The organism is Wolbachia endosymbiont of Tribolium confusum (genome assembly GCF_020405475.1).
GTDB lineage: Bacteria > Pseudomonadota > Alphaproteobacteria > Rickettsiales > Anaplasmataceae > Wolbachia.
Map to the genome: position 1 here is coordinate 33,409 of NZ_JAIZNT010000008.1, position 15,612 is coordinate 49,020.

Annotated in this window: 12 protein-coding genes and 2 pseudogenes; 8 read left to right on the plus strand and 6 right to left on the minus strand. The window is 34.4% G+C overall.

All coding sequences use genetic code 11. From position 1 onward, the window contains the following. The first annotated feature begins 25 nt into the window (after positions 1-25). From LEM02_RS05510 to LEM02_RS05520, 3 genes are read left to right on the plus strand one after another with little or no spacing between them, the layout of a single operon-like run. Positions 26-4,696, plus strand: coding sequence for an NAD-glutamate dehydrogenase (locus LEM02_RS05510; protein ID WP_226080431.1), 4,671 nt, complete (start codon positions 26-28; stop codon positions 4,694-4,696). Positions 4,697-4,699: 3 nt separating this feature from the next. Continuing rightward, positions 4,700-4,990, plus strand: a complete 291-nt coding sequence (tatB, locus tag LEM02_RS05515; protein WP_006012003.1) for a Sec-independent protein translocase subunit TatB — start codon at positions 4,700-4,702, stop codon at positions 4,988-4,990. Then, on the plus strand, positions 4,962-6,338 hold the full coding sequence (locus LEM02_RS05520; protein ID WP_226080432.1) for a PleD family two-component system response regulator: 1,377 nt from the start codon (positions 4,962-4,964) through the stop codon (positions 6,336-6,338). Before tatB ends, LEM02_RS05520 begins: the two co-directional genes overlap by 29 nt. Positions 6,339-6,360: 22 nt before the next feature. On the opposite strand, the gene recO is transcribed toward LEM02_RS05520, so the two are convergent. After that, entirely contained in the window at positions 6,361-7,089 is a 729-nt protein-coding gene (gene recO / locus LEM02_RS05525; protein ID WP_226080436.1) for a DNA repair protein RecO, read from the minus strand. A 196-nt stretch (positions 7,090-7,285) separates the two neighbouring features. Here recO and LEM02_RS05530 point away from each other — a divergent pair, with 196 nt between their 5' ends. Beyond that, positions 7,286-7,813 (plus strand): hypothetical protein, encoded by a 528-nt coding sequence (locus tag LEM02_RS05530; protein WP_226080438.1) that lies wholly within the window; start codon positions 7,286-7,288, stop codon positions 7,811-7,813. A 52-nt stretch (positions 7,814-7,865) separates the two neighbouring features. On the opposite strand, the gene LEM02_RS05535 is transcribed toward LEM02_RS05530, so the two are convergent. Then, positions 7,866-8,204, minus strand: a complete 339-nt coding sequence (locus tag LEM02_RS05535; protein ID WP_029237605.1) for an outer membrane protein assembly factor BamE — start codon at positions 8,202-8,204, stop codon at positions 7,866-7,868. Between the two features lie 129 nt (positions 8,205-8,333). Between LEM02_RS05535 and LEM02_RS05540 the strand changes: the two genes are divergently transcribed. After that, positions 8,334-9,323 carry a ribonucleotide-diphosphate reductase subunit beta gene (locus LEM02_RS05540; protein ID WP_226080440.1) on the plus strand — a complete coding sequence of 330 codons (990 nt, stop codon included), beginning with the start codon at positions 8,334-8,336 and terminating at the stop codon, positions 9,321-9,323. 324 nt (positions 9,324-9,647) lie between these two features. Here LEM02_RS05540 and LEM02_RS05545 read toward each other — a convergent pair whose 3' ends face one another. Next, a complete protein-coding gene (locus tag LEM02_RS05545; RefSeq protein WP_226080442.1) occupies positions 9,648-9,884 on the minus strand; it encodes a hypothetical protein in 237 nt (78 codons plus the stop codon). Between the two features lie 8 nt (positions 9,885-9,892). Between LEM02_RS05545 and LEM02_RS05550 the strand changes: the two genes are divergently transcribed. From LEM02_RS05550 to LEM02_RS05560, 3 genes and pseudogenes are all read left to right on the plus strand, one after another. After that, positions 9,893-10,111 (plus strand): hypothetical protein, encoded by a 219-nt coding sequence (locus tag LEM02_RS05550; protein WP_143688855.1) that lies wholly within the window; start codon positions 9,893-9,895, stop codon positions 10,109-10,111. Between the two features lie 37 nt (positions 10,112-10,148). Continuing rightward, on the plus strand, positions 10,149-11,495 hold the full coding sequence (locus LEM02_RS05555) for an IS110 family RNA-guided transposase (protein WP_226079207.1): 1,347 nt from the start codon (positions 10,149-10,151) through the stop codon (positions 11,493-11,495). 71 nt (positions 11,496-11,566) lie between these two features. Further along, positions 11,567-12,912: pseudogene (locus LEM02_RS05560) on the plus strand (IS110 family RNA-guided transposase). A 116-nt stretch (positions 12,913-13,028) separates the two neighbouring features. Here LEM02_RS05560 and LEM02_RS05565 read toward each other — a convergent pair. The 3 genes and pseudogenes from LEM02_RS05565 to LEM02_RS05575 all read right to left on the minus strand — a co-directional run bounded on the left by LEM02_RS05565 (position 13,029) and on the right by LEM02_RS05575 (position 15,460). Further along, positions 13,029-14,261 carry an IS256 family transposase gene (locus LEM02_RS05565; protein ID WP_226079221.1) on the minus strand — a complete coding sequence of 411 codons (1,233 nt, stop codon included), beginning with the start codon at positions 14,259-14,261 and terminating at the stop codon, positions 13,029-13,031. A 70-nt stretch (positions 14,262-14,331) separates the two neighbouring features. Then, positions 14,332-15,003 (minus strand): annotated as a pseudogene (locus LEM02_RS05570) (IS256 family transposase); the annotation flags it as partial. Between the two features lie 268 nt (positions 15,004-15,271). Then, positions 15,272-15,460: a hypothetical protein gene (locus tag LEM02_RS05575; protein ID WP_226080281.1), complete on the minus strand. Its 189-nt coding sequence runs from the start codon at positions 15,458-15,460 to the stop codon at positions 15,272-15,274. Between the last annotated feature and the right edge of the window lie 152 nt (positions 15,461-15,612).

Below are 15,612 nucleotides of genomic sequence, written 5' to 3' on the forward strand. Positions count from 1 at the left end.
TCGCTGTGTATTTTTGTTTTGAAAAATGTGTATAAATCATAATGTTAATGTTGAGTCTTTATTTAAGCTGGTTGATCAAGGGAATAAAAAAGAGAAAGAAAAAATTAAAGAGTTTATAAAATACTTTTATAATTTTGTTTATAATAGCGACCTAAAAGTCAACGATAAATTTCTTTTATACATTGCAGAAGATGCATACAACTTCATTCTTAAAAAAGAAAAAGAAGAAAGTAAATTGGCAGTAAGTAATGTAAATGATATTTCAGGAATAGAAGGTAATTTCACTATAATTAAAATCACAAATGATGACATGCCCTTTTTAGTGGATTCTGTCATTTCCACTATTAAGTCACACGGTTTAACTATATGCTATTATAGTAACAGCATAATTAATATTCAAAGAAAAAATAGCCTAATAGATAAAATTCGTCTTTTGGAAGAAAGTAATGGAATCAAAGAGTCAGTAATATATGTAATTATTAAAGGTATAAGTGATAATTTTGTTAATACATTAGAAGAATCTCTACGAAAGACGCTAAAAGCAGTTAACTGCGTTGTACAAGACTGGCAATTGATGCTCAAAAAGCTTCTTGAGCATCCGGCATTGGATGCTGGAGGCAGAGATTTTTTAGCTTGGTTGAAAAATAACAATTTTGTATTTTTAGGTTATCAAGAATACATTACTAATAAAGAAGGAAAGCTTGCTCTAAGTGGTAAGGAGAGCCTCGGGTTAATGAGAGCAAGTGAAGAGTACCAAAATTCATCAATTTTTTCTGAAAGCTTGAATTCTTTATACATACTAAGATCAGACCTAATCTCAATAGTTCATCGGCGTACCTATATGAATTGTATAGGAGTGAAAGAATTTAATGATCAGGGTGATGTAATAAGGGAACAGCATTTTTTTGGGCTATTTACTTCTATAGCAGAAGTGCAAGATATTCGAACTATTCCGGTAATAAAGGATAAGGTTACAACAATAGAAAAAAAGGCAGGATTTGTTCCTGGTGGCCATAACAATAAAGCTTTAATTTCCATTTTACAGGCATTTTCTTGTGACGAATTATTCCAATCAAATGAAGACGAGTTATTTGAAATTTGCACCTCGATCATGTCTCTTGCGATTAGACCAAGAGTCAAATTATTTTTGAGAAAGGTAGGGAACTTTATTAGTTGCATAGTATTGATACCGATGCGTTATGCTAGTGCAAGACTAATGTTTAAGATACGCGATATATTGAAAGATGAAACGAATGCAGAAAGTTCAGATATTTATAACAATCACATTATCAATGAATATGATTTGATGAAATTACACGTGGTGCTAAGAACCAAAAGCGCTAGCGTTTTTAATGATGAAGTTTTGCGTATCGAAAACAAGTTAAGAAACATTACAGAAAAGTGGGAAGATCGTTTTATAGACAATTTATATAATACTTTTAGCACTGTTGAGGATATATTTATCCGCTATTGCAAGGCATTTCCGATAAGTTATCAAGAGAATTTTGAACCTCATGATGCGTATTATGATATGAAAAAATTGGAGATAGTGAGAAAGAAAAAAGTCAGTGAAGTTGATTTGAGGCTTACTCGTGACAATCTCAACTATCAATTGAAGGTTTACACTCCAAATAGCGGTGGTCTTGAATTGTCAAAGATATTAAAGGTTACTAAGAATTTAGGGGCTAAGATTCTATCTCATAATGGTTATTATATAGAAATCAACGGTGGAATATGGATACATCATTTTGTGTTGTCAAGAGTTGATGAATTAATAGACAACATTACTTTAAAAGAGCAGTTTGAGGTAACACTTGTAAAAGTGTTCAGCAAGGAAATAAAAAATGACTATTTTAACAGCTTGATCATTATTGCTGGGCTCGAGTGGAAGGAAGTGCTTCTGATTAGAGCGCTAAGCGCCTACCTAAAGCAGACATCATTTAGCTATAACCCAGAATATATCCAGAAAGTAGTATCAGAGTATCCAAAAATAATGAAACATCTAATACAGCTGTTTCATTCAAGATTTAATCCAAGTATAGATGTTGATAGAGCGGAAACTACTGATATTTTTAGAGAAAAAATTGAAGAACTACTAAAAGAGATCAGTAATGTTTCACATGATTACGTTTTACGTTCGATATTTAACTTGATAATGGCAATTTTAAGGACCAGTTATTATCAAGATGACAAGCCATACTTATCTATAAAATTTGATTCAAGTAAAATAAATGGGTTACCTGATCCTCGCTCGTATCGTGAATTATATGTCTATTCGAACCTTTTTGAGGGAATACATCTAAGAGGAGGGAAGTTGGCTCGTGGTGGTTTGAGATGGTCGGATAGAACGGAAGATTTTCGCACTGAAGTTTTGGGACTCATGAAAGCCCAGATGACAAAAAATGCGGTCATTGTACCTGTTGGCGCAAAGGGTGGGTTTGTAATAAAGCAAGTTTATAAAGACAAAAACATTTTAAGGGAGAAAGGTGTTGAATGCTATAAGAATTTCATCAGAGGAATGCTTGATATTACTGATAATGTAGTTGATGGCAAAATAACTCCACCAGAAAATGTGATTAGGTATGACGAAGATGATCCATATTTGGTAGTTGCAGCAGATAAAGGCACTGCTTCATTTTCTGATTATGCAAACGAAATATCCTCTGAATGTAACTTTTGGCTCGAAGATGCATTTGCATCTGGTGGATCAGCAGGTTATGACCACAAAAAGATGGGTATTACAGCAAGAGGTGCATGGATTGCAGCACAACGCCATTTTTGGAGAATGAATAAGGATATTTACCAGGATACAACTGTTATTGGAATTGGAGATATGGCTGGCGATCTATTTGGGAACGGCATGCTGCTTTCAAGAAATATGAGTTTAATTGGAGCATTTAATCATATGCATATTTTTGTTGATCCAAATCCTGATGCGGAAAAGAGTTTCGTGGAGCGTAAACGGCTCTTTGAATTACCGTTTTCCACTTGGATGGATTACAATAGAGATTTGATTTCTCATGGTGGCGGGGTATTTGAACGTAGTAGCAAACAAGTAGAAATTTCTCAAGAAATGAAAAAGTGCTTTGATATAACGGAAGATACATTATCTCCAAATGATTTGATTCGATATTTGCTCAAGGCAAAAGTGGATTTCATATGGAATGGAGGAATTGGCACCTTTGTTAAGGCAAAAAGTGAAAGCCATGGCATGGTTGGCGATAAAGCAAATGATGAATTAAGAGTAAACGGTCATGATATTAGAGCTTCTATGTTTATAGAGGGTGGCAACCTTGGTTGCACGCAGCTTGGAAGGGTAGAATACGCTAAAATAGGTGGGTATATCAATGCAGATTTTATTGATAATTCAGCAGGAGTAATATGTTCTGATCTTGAAGTTAACATCAAGATTGCTTTTGTTGCAATTATGAAAGAAGGGGGAATTTCCTTGGAAAAAAGGAATGAAATACTGGCTAGCATGATAGATGAAGTTGCATCTAAGGTACTTGAAAACCATAACAGGATTGAAACAAAAGCATTGCTTCTTGAGTGCTTGCAAGCTAAAGAAAAGTTGGAGCAGCACCATAAATTATTACTCAGTTTAGAGAAATTTGGGCTGCTAAACCGAGATGTAGAATTTCTTCCAGCTGAAGAAGAGGTAGCAAGAATGTTAACTGATGGAGAAGGTTTCTGTTCTCCTCAGCTTTCTGTTCTGATGTCTTATGCAAGAACAGCAATAAAAAATGAAGTTATACACTCTGAGCTACCTGAAAAAGATTTTTTGTGCCGTGATTACTTACTAAATTACTTTCCACAAAGGATGGTAACAGAGTTCAAGGATTCCATATTGAAACACCAACTTTGTAGGGAAATTATTTCTACTTGCATTACAAACGATGTAGTAAATAGGATGGGCTGTATATTTATTAATAATTTGGTTGAGAGTACTGGAATTAAAGTACATGAAGCAGTTAACATATATATCGTTGTTAATCACCTATATAATTTAAGTAGCCTTTGGCAGAAAATTGATGAATTGGATGGAAAAATTGATGTTGATTCATATTTGCAAGTAGTGAGAAGTGTGCAAAAATTTATTGGTAGGGTATCATTTTGGTTAGTAAAAAATCTTGGTAAGCTTAATCTTGTAGAACTAGATGGTGTTACAAAATTTAGGGGTGCAATTGAAACTTTAGGCCATGATATTTTAGATGAGCACCTATTAGAGATCTATAATCATGGATTAGCTTCTTTGTTAGAGCTTAACATAAATAAAGATCTAGCAAAAAGGGTTGCTGATCTACGTATTCTTATTTATGCGCTGGACGTTATATCTATTGCTGAACAGACATCTTTATCAATCTTTGAAGCTGGTAGAATATACTTTAAATTAAAGTCGCTGCTAAGGTTTGATATGATTAGAACAATTGCTGTCAAGATTAAAAGCCATTCTTCTTATTGGGATCGCAGCTTAGTTAATGATTTATTGGACGATTTAAGCAATTACCATCACAAGCTAGCTGTTAAAGTCATAAAAGCTACTGATAATCATGTAGATAAGGTTCAAACTTGGGTTCTTAATGATAAGGATGATATAGAACGTTACAATAGCTTTTTGAATGAGATGGTTGCTTCTAAACTTGATTTAAGTAAATTAATACTCATAATCAGGAGAGTTAAAGTACTTGCTTCATAGGAAATGTTTAATATAGGTCTTTCAGAAATTTTAGTTGTAGCTTTAGTGAGTATAATTGTTCTTGATAAAAGTAAAGTACCTGTATTTCTTAATCTTATTAAAAATATATATAGGTATTTCTGGGTTGTAAAATCAAGAGTTAGGAAATTGTTGAAGGATACCGGAATTAAAGAATTATATGAAGAGCATAACGTTGAAAAAGTCAATTACATAATTGGTGAAGATGGCAAGCTTTATCCTACTTACAATGTAGATAGTACAAAAAATGACAGCAAAAATCCTAGTAGTAGATGATATACCATCTAATGTTAAGCTTTTGGAGGCTCAGCTAAAAGCAGAGTACTATACAGTTATTGTAGCTTATGATGGTAAGGAGGCGATAGATTTAGTAGCGGAACAGCAGCCAGATATTATCTTACTTGATGTCATGATGCCAAAAATGAATGGTTTTGAGGTTTGTAAGAAGCTAAAGAATGATCCCTTAACGACTTATATTCCAATAATTATGGTAACTGCGCTGCATGATACTCATGATAGAGTGGAAGGAATTAATGCTGGTGCGGATGACTTTCTAACTAAGCCGATAGATGAAACTGCTTTATCTGCAAGAATTAAGTCTCTTGTGCGCTTAAAGATGATAATAGATGAGTTGTGCTTGAGAGGAGAAACTAATGCTGAGATTGGTGGAGTAGCAAAAAGCAGTATTATGGATTATTCTAATCAGATTTTTGATGCTAACATACTTGTTGTAGATGAGGACACCTTTCAAGCAGAGCAGATACACAATGTTCTAAAGCAACGCTTCAGATCAATTAAAATACTGCACGATCCAAAAGAAGCATTAAAGGTTGGTATTAAGGATAATTACGACCTGATTATTTCTGACATGCAGTTTTCAAAAACTGACGGCCTACGGTTGTGTTCTAAGTTTCGTAGTAAAGTAGAAACACGTTATACACCAATTCTGATCCTTTCTGAAGATTATGATAAAAGCAATTTAGTAAAGGCACTTGATGTAGGTGCTAATGATTATTTAACAGTACCTTTAGATGAGAGTGAATTAATAGCTAGGGTTAATTTGCAAGTGAAACGCAAAAGGTATCAAGATGCCTTGAGAATGAATTTATTTAATAATGTGGAAATGTCTATAAAGGATCCATTAACTAACTGTTATAATAGAAGGTATTTTGATGCACACTTAAGAAATATTGTTAAGGATTCTGTGGAAAAAGATAGAAGTTTATCTCTTATGATACTTGATATAGATTATTTTAAGATGGTGAATGATAACTTTGGGCATAATGCTGGAGATGAACTTTTAAAGGAAATACAGAAAAGAATTTCTGAAAATATCAGAGTGACAGATTTATTAGCTAGGTTTGGTGGTGAGGAATTTGTTGTTGTAATGCCAGATACCAATGTATCAGATGCGTATACTATTGCAGAGAGAATAAGGAAAATTATTGCCAAAGAACCTTTTATACTTGTGGGTAAAAATACAACCCATAATGTAACTGTGAGCATTGGAATTTCAGCAATGCAAAGATCTGACCTTGATGATGTTAAAAAATTTATAGTACGTGCTGACAAATATTTATATAAAGCAAAAAACAGTGGTAGAAATAGAGTGTTTACTGGTTGAAGTTCTTTCAAATAAGTAGTAACTAAGATTCAAATGATAGCATAAAATTTCTCAACTCCGGAAATTTCGCATTTAACTGCAGAAATAGATATTTATTTAAAAAATGCCCTGTAATTTTTAACCCTAGTCTGAATTCTTGATATGAGTAGCTATTTTGTAGGTTGTTATTGTATACATCATGCAACATCTGTGGAAAAGGTAGTAATTTATCTGCATAACAGTCACCTACTTTTTTTGACACTGCTCTACCAGTTTTTGGAGAAATAAATTGTAGATTTTCTTTCACACCTGTTACAGCACATTTTGATAGGTCTAACTTAAATCCAAGTTGCGTAAGAAGCAGAAGCTCTAAGTTAAGGTAATGACTTTGCCAAAACTGGCTATTATGTTTTATTACATCGATGAAGTGTCTAAAATTATCATACAACTTGATGCAGGATTCACTTTCTGGAAGCACTTTTTCTAATATAGACGAGAAAGAAACAATGGCAATGCTTTTTAACCTATCTTGAAAGAAATGATGAAATGGAGATTCAATCAATTCGCACTTTAAAAAACCTAGATTTTCAGGTAGCTTAGCACTCCATTCTGCATGTAATAGATTACTTATTTGAAACTTATAATTGCTATTGTTTGTTAACCTAGTTAATCCTCTGCACTTTCCATGATTTTTTGTAAATAGAGAAAGAATTAAATTTTTATCACCGTATTTTTTAACAGCTATAATAACACCTTCATCTTTCCATCTCATTTAGAGTATATTGACCATATGATATTATAGAGATAATAAAATTAGTGTAGCAAATTTGAGTTTAAGTCAACTGAAATATATTGACTTTATGTGCAATATTAGCTTTAAACCAGTAAAACAAGCTGCTTAACATATGCGCCCTCTCTATTTTAATTATATTCTTCTTTTGTCTTTATGTTGTTTTTTGCTTTTTTCAATGAAAGCCCAAACGGATGGTTCGTCAGTTATTCCTATACCACAAAGAAAAAAAGAATTAGTTGAGTTAGTACAACCGAGGCAAATTATTGAAATACAGGAAATTGATGAGGGTATTCCAATTCCCAAAAGAAAAAAGGGTGTAGAAAGAAAACTAAGAGAAGACATCAAAGAGGTGAAAAATGAAATAAGAGATAGGAAAAATATTGAGAACAAAGATGATGAATTGGCTGTAACAGAAATTATTAATTCTATAAGGGATAAACTGACAGAATGTTGGAGCATTCCTGAGGGCATAGTTTATAAAGAAAATTTTAGTATAAAAATTAACTTATTATTATCCAGTAAAGGTGAGATCGTTGTAGCCAACGTAGCAGATAGTAGTTCTTATCAAAATAATCCTCTTTTTAGATCAGCAGCAGATAATGCAATGCGTGCAGTGTATAAATGTAGCCCGTTAATTGGCTTACCTGCTGAGCATCATCACATTTGGCGCGAAGTCACATTAGATTTTATTCTAAATAGGTGAATTTACGTTACCTAAATTAGTTACTTGTGATGAAAAATAGATCAGCAAATTTTCAATCAACAACAGCTAAAGACCTTTCTGCAACATTGATTTCTCTTATATCTGTAACTTCGTCATTCTGATTAAACGAAATTTGCAGAGACTTACTACTGTACTTCCTTTTTCCCAAGAAGTTAGCTTGTTTAATTTTATATGAGACATAGTACCAAACATTTTCGTCGAACTTTGATACTAATGTTGGCAATCCTAAAGTATGAACCACTTTTTCTCTATCATCACCTACTTTTATTTTGCTCCACAGTTCAACATTAATGCCAGGAACTCCGTGATTATAGATAGTGTGCATGCAGCCTACTGAAAACAGTAAAACAGAAAATATTAATACTCGCATTTTGTCAATTAATTATTTGAAATCATAATACACTGATAAACTATCTGTCGTCAAATTTCAAAAAAGTTAAATTGACTGATTCTCAATATCATTTAATATAATATTTACTTCAAAATAATTAGGTACCTTATGTCATTGCTACAAGCAGATCCAATATACAAGCCTTTTAATTATCCTTGGGCATATGATGCATGGTTGCAGCAACAAAGGATACACTGGATACCTGAAGAAGTTCCGCTTGCTGATGATGTGAAAGATTGGAAAACTAAACTTTCGAATGTAGAGAAAAATTTATTGACCCAGATTTTTAGGTTTTTTACTCAAGCAGATATTGAAGTAAATAACTGCTATATGAGGCATTATTCAAATATATTTAAGCCAACAGAAATATGTATGATGCTTGCAAGCTTTTCTAATATGGAGACTATACACATTGCAGCCTATTCATACCTTCTAGATACGATTGGCATGCCAGAAAGTGAATATCAAGCATTCTTAAAATATGATGCTATGAGAAAGAAATATGAATACATGTTAGAATTTGAGGAAAGTAAAAAGCACGATAAAAAACATGTTGCTAAAACTTTAGCAGTATTTGGTGCCTTCACTGAAGGATTGCAGTTATTTGCATCATTTGCAATTTTGCTCAATTTTCAACGGTTTGGAAAAATGAAAGGTATGGGGCAAATAATTGCTTGGTCAGCACGTGACGAAACCTTGCACACCAATTCAATTATCAATTTGTTCAATACGTTTATTAAAGAGAATAATGAAATTTGGAATGACGAGTTCAAAGAAGAATTATATTCTGCGTGTCGCACTATTGTTGAACTTGAAGATGAATTTATAAGTCTTGCTTTTGATTTAGGAGATGTTGAAGGGCTATCTGCAGAGGAAGTGCGTAATTATATACGTTACATAGCAAACAGAAGGTTAACGCAATTAGGTCTTAAATCTATATATAATGTTAAAGATAACCCTATTCCGTGGCTTGATGAAATACTAAATGGCGTGGAACATACAAATTTCTTTGAAAATAGAGTAACAGAGTATAGCCGTGCAGCAACTCAAGGCACTTGGGAGGAAGCTTTTGCTAAAAACGATACAAAAAGTGAATAGCAGTAACTTCACCCTTTTTTATCGTTTCAACGGAAGCTTGCGATACATATCAAAGGTGGAAGGAGGAAGAATTTGATATAAATCATCTATTTAGCTTAGAGAAAAGAGAGTATAGATATAAAGTTACATTATTGCATGTAATAGTTGGAGATTTTTATTGCTTAGAGGAGGAGAAGAAGAAGTTAATACGATATCTTACTCAATTGATAAATATCTTAACGCTTTTTAAGAAAAGACAAATAGAGGGTCGTATTGGAGCTAAAGGTTGAAATTTTAAGTGCTTCTTAATACTTAAAGAGGTACTTTAATAGTTCCTTTTAAGTACTAGTCCAGAGGTTCGATAGGTTGTTGTTTAAAAGCCTGAACAGACGAAATCTGTAAAACCAAAAAGAAACTCTTTCTCTTTACTTTATGTTTTTTGGATATAGTCTTACGAAGAAGCGCTTCTGCAGCTATAACCGAAACAATTAATGGTGCTATAAATGCCCGTTTGAAAGCATGGTTTTTGGGGAAACGGTAAAGCCATTGATGGAGTTCTTTCTGGACTACCTCGTTTAGCATCGAACAAAATGAATCTGTCAAACCAGGAAGAAACTCATCAATTTAAGTTTCTAGTAGTTTTAAGTATAGTTGTGAAGGAAGCGCCTCATGCAGTTATAACCGGAATCTTCACTGGTGCCATAAGTGCCCGTCGTTTAGCATGGTTTTGGAGGAACGGTCAAATCATTGATGGAGTCCTTAGACTACCTCGGTTAGGAGATTGTATTATATCAACCGTCCCAAGCTGAAGCGTTTCCCTGCTATAAATTATATGAAGGAGTTACCATGAAAAAAACAAAAAGTAAATTAGAAATAATGAACCCTAACGCAGCAGGAATAGATGTTGGTTCAGCTATACATTATGTGTGTGTGCCAGAAGGAAGTGATGAACAGCATATACAAAAATTTAGCTGTTTTACAGAGGATCTTCATAACATAGCAAAATGGCTAAAAAAGTGTGAAGTTACTACAGTAGCCATGGAGTCAACCGGAGTGTACTGGATTCCTTTGTTTCAAGTACTTGAATCATATGGACTTGAAGTAAAACTTGCAAATGCAAGACATGTAAAAAATGTACCTGGAAGAAAGTCAGATGTCCAGGACTGCCAATGGCTTCAACAACTACACAGTTATGGGTTAATCGAAGGATCATTTAGGCCAGATAATCAAATGTGTGTATTGCGTAGTTATGTGCGGCAACGTAAAAACTTAATTGAAAATGCTGCTACACATATTAATCGTATGCAAAAGGTGTTGGTACAAATGAATATTCATTTACATAAAGTAATAAGCGATATCACTGGCGTCACAGGAATGCAAATTATTAAAGCAATAGTAGAAGGTGAAAAGAATCCCGAGAAGCTAGCTGAATTCAGAAGTGTGAATATGAAGAACGATAAAGCTACTATAGCAAAAGCATTAACAGGCGATTATAGAGAAGAACATTTATTTGTACTGAAACAAGAATATACAGCATATACTTTTTTTCAAGAGCAAATAACTGAATGTGATAAAAGCATAGAAAATTACTATAAAACATTTGAAACAAAGTCCGATGAGAGTAAAGAGTTAGGTAAGGAAAAAAACAAGTCTAGAAGAGGCAGACCAAACTTCACCTTGCGTGAGAAATTGTATAGGATAACCGGAATAGATTTTACTAAAATTCCTGGATTTGATATACTAACTGTACAAACTATTATTTCAGAAGTTGGCATTAACCATAATAAGTGGCAATCAGAAAAGCACTTTACTTCATGGTTAGGACTTAGCCCTGCTAACAAGATCACAGGAGAAAAAGTATTTGGGACAAAAACTCGTAAAGTCATTAATCGCGCTACAAATGCCCTGCGAATGGCTGCTTATGCTGTGGGAAATAGCAAAAGTGCATTAGGTGCATATTGTAGGAGATTAAAAAGACGGCTAGGAGCAATAAAAGCAATTACTGCCACAGCAAGAAAATTAGCATGTATTTTTTACCAAATGTTGAAATATGGACAAGAGTATGTGGAAAAAGGAATGAGTTATTATGAAACACGCTACAAAGAGAAAATTGTGAAAAATTTGATCAAAAAAGCGCAGGAGTTTGGCTACACATTAGTTCAACAAGAAGAGTTAATTAATGGAGTTTCTTAGGAGAAGATTGTATAACCTAACCGTCCCAAGCTGAAGTGCTTCTTATCATAATAATATAGGAGGAATTTTATATGGCAGAAGCAAAAAGTAAATTAAAAATAATAAACCCTGACGCATCAGGGATTGATATTGGCTCGACTGTACATTATGTATGTGTACCTGAAGGAAGAGATGAACAACATATCCAAAAATTTGGGTGCTTTACAGTAGATCTACACAACTTAGCAAAGTGGTTAAAAAAGTGTCAGGTTAGAACTGTGGCCATGGAGTCAACTGGAGTATATTGGATTCCCTTATTTCAAATATTAGAATCATATAAATTTGAGGTAAAATTAGTAAATGCGTGACATGTCAAAAATGTGCCTGTAGAAAGTCTGATGTTCAAGATTGTCAATGGCTGCAACAATTGCACAGCTATGGACTGCTTCAAGGATCATTTAGACCGGATAATCAAATGTGTGTATTGCGTAGTTACGTTAGACAACGTGCTAATCTAATTGAAAATGCAGCTAAACATACTCAACGTATGCAAAAAGCGCTAATTCAAATGAATATTCAATTATACAAGGTTATTAGTGATATCAACGGTGTAACAGGTATGAAAATTATTAAAGCAATAATTGAAGGAGAAAGAGACCCCCAAAAACTAGCTGAATTTAGAAATTCAAACATGAAGAATGATAAGCCTACTATAGCAAAAGCATTAACAGGAGACTATAGAGAAGAACACTTATTTGCACTAAAACAAGAATATGCAGCATATACTTTTTCTCAAGAGCAAATAACGGAATGTGATAAAAGTATAGAGAATTACTATAAAACATTTGAGGCAAAGTCAAATGAGAACAGGATGTTGAATAAAATACGAAAGCGGAAGCAGAAGAATGGTCCAGATTTTGCTGTGGATGAAGATTTAAATCGAATAACCGGGATAGATTTTACTAAAGTCCCAGGATTTGATGTATTAAGTGTACAAACTATCATTTCGGAAACAGGTATAAACCACAATAAATGGCCAACAGAAAAACATTTTTCTTCCTGGCTTGGATTAAGCCCTGCTAATAAAATTACAGGAGAAAAAATTGTTGGAACAGGAACTCGTAAAGTTATTAACCGCGCTGCGAATGCATTTCGAATGGCTGCCCATTGTGTGTTGAGAAGCAAAAGTGCAATAGGTGCATATAGTAGAAGGCTGAAAAAAAGGCTAGGAGCACCAAAAGCAATAACTGCGACAGCAAGGAAATTAGCATGTATCTTTTATCAAATGTTGAAATATGGACAAGAGTATGTAGAAAAAGGAATGAACTATTATGAAACACTTTACAAAGAGAGAGTAGTCAAAAATTTGCTTAAAAAAGCAAAGGAATTTGGTTATATACTAATGAAAGAGGAGCCGATAGATGAAGGAGGTTCTTAGGAGTTTATTAGAAGATTGGTAAATAGTTTTATTAGTATTGAAAATTACATAATGTGTATTATGGAAAATATAAGAAACACAAGGGAGTGTTAAATAAACTGTGTCAAACCACATTTTTAGCTCAACTGAATTTTCAATCTGTTGGGAAAGAAAATATCGAGCTGAGATATAGTTAATGCCCAATTAGGCAAAGCCATTACCCATTTTTGCTCTACTTTTTTTATAGCACAATATACCTGTTTGTACAAGGCGTTTGTGTTGGTAAATGAGCCCTTGGTTTTGGTGAATTTCCTAATTTGCCTATGTAGCCCCTCTATGGGATTAGTAGTATAGATTATCCTCCTAACTGGATCGGAATACTTAAAATAACCAGATAGGTTTTCCCAATTATTCTGCCAAGATTTTATAACCATAGGGTACTTTGTGCCCCATTTTTCATCTAATTCCAACAGATAATTCTCGGCAATTTCCTTACTTGAAGCTTGATATACCTTCTTTAAATCACTCAAAAAACTCTTTGCATCTTTACTAGCTACATACTTCAGTGAGTTACGTATCTGATGCACTATACACATCTGCACTTCTGCATTAGGGAACACACCGTTTATTGCTGCAGGAAAGCTTTTTAGCCCATCTACACATGCAATTAGAATATCTTCCACTCCTCTCTCTTTGAGATCATTTAGTACTCCCAACCAGAAGTTAGCTCCTTCACTTTCAGCTAAATAAAAACCTAATACTTCTTTTCTGCCATTTTGATCTATACCTAATATATTATACATACATTTACTTACACAATGCCCGTCCTCCTTGACTTTAAAAAATATTCCGTCCATGAAAACTATCGGATATACAGACTGCAGCGGACGACTACGCCATTCGTTGATTACTGGTAGCAGTTTGTCAGTAATACTTGATATCTCTGCCGCCGATATTTTGTGATCGTAAATTTCCTCAATATGTGACGCTATATCTCTGTATCCCATGCCACTGGCAAATGTGCTTAAGACCTTTGCTTCAAGTTCTGGATGTAGGCTTGTTTGTCTTTTTCTAACTATTTGGGGTTCAAAGCTTCCTTCCCTGTCTCTAGGTGTTAACAACTCAAATGAGCCTCCACTCGTGCGTAAAGTTTTTGCGTTTCTCCCATTTCTTCGGTTATTTTCTTCACTTTTAGCTGACATGTGGCTTTCTATTTCACCTTCCAGACTTGCCTCTAGCAACCTTTTTATAAACGGTGTTAATGCTCCATCTCTTCCCGTCAGCGGCCTTCCTTCTCTTATCGATGATAGAATATTTGCTTCCAGTTCTTTATAGTCTACCAAACCGGTAGTTCTGTTTACTTGACTCATGTCAAACCTCCATTTTTTTATATCAATTATATTTTTATTTCTTGGTTTGACACAGTTTATTTAACACTCCCTCATTTAGTACTCCCAACCAGAAGTTAGCTCCTTCACTTTCAGCTAAATAAAAACCTAATACTTCTTTTCTGCCATTTTGATCTATACCTAATATATTATACATACATTTACTTACACAATGCCCGTCCTCCTTGACTTTAAAAAATATTCCGTCCATGAAAACTATCGGATATACAGACTGCAGCGGACGACTACGCCATTCGTTGATTACTGGTAGCAGTTTGTCAGTAATACTTGATATCTCTGCCGCCGATATTTTGTGATCGTAAATTTCCTCAATATGTGACGCTATATCTCTGTATCCCATGCCACTGGCAAATGTGCTTAAGACCTTTGCTTCAAGTTCTGGATGTAGGCTTGTTTGTCTTTTTCTAACTATTTGGGGTTCAAAGCTTCCTTCCCTGTCTCTAGGTGTTAACAACTCAAATGAGCCTCCACTCGTGCGTAAAGTTTTTGCGTTTCTCCCATTTCTTCGGTTATTTTCTTCACTTTTAGCTGACATGTGGCTTTCTATTTCACCTTCCAGACTTGCCTCTAGCAACCTTTTTATAAACGGTGTTAATGCTCCATCTCTTCCCGTCAGCGGCCTTCCTTCTCTTATCGATGATAGAATATTTGCTTCCAGTTCTTTATAGTCTACCAAACCGGTAGTTCTGTTTACTTGACTCATGTCAAACCTCCATTTTTTTATATCAATTATATTTTTATTTCTTGGTTTGACACAGTTTATTTAACACTCCCGTATGAGGCGCAAAGTCTCACGTACGGTTTTGCAGTCGAGTGAGGAGGGGCAACCTTCTTCACTTAGACAACTACTATCTACTAGAGTTTTAAGCTTCTCATCTAGGTTTTCTCCGTAAGCTTCTACTGTCACCTGGTCTATACCGCAAGCCTTGTTGCGCTTTAGTTCCTTATAACACTCCGCCAGATTTTCTGCATTAATTAGATGCACCAGCGATGTAAATTTTAACCGCTTGTCTCGCTTTGTTCTTATCGCTATCTGGTTTAGTTTCTTTTGCATATTCCTCCAATCTCTGTTGTATTAGTCTTGCAATCCCTATCCCAGTTGCTATATTGCTGATCGCTTCCCCTTGTATGTGGCTTTCCCACACTCTGAGTATTATCAATCAGTCCGACTTCCTTTGTATCTTTCGCCAGTCCTCGCCTTTGTTGGCTTGTTCTAACGTACCTAAATAGGAATACAAAGGATCTCCCAAGTTCATTTAGAACCCATCTCAATACATGATACGGCCTTAGATCCCGATAGAGTGAGTGATAA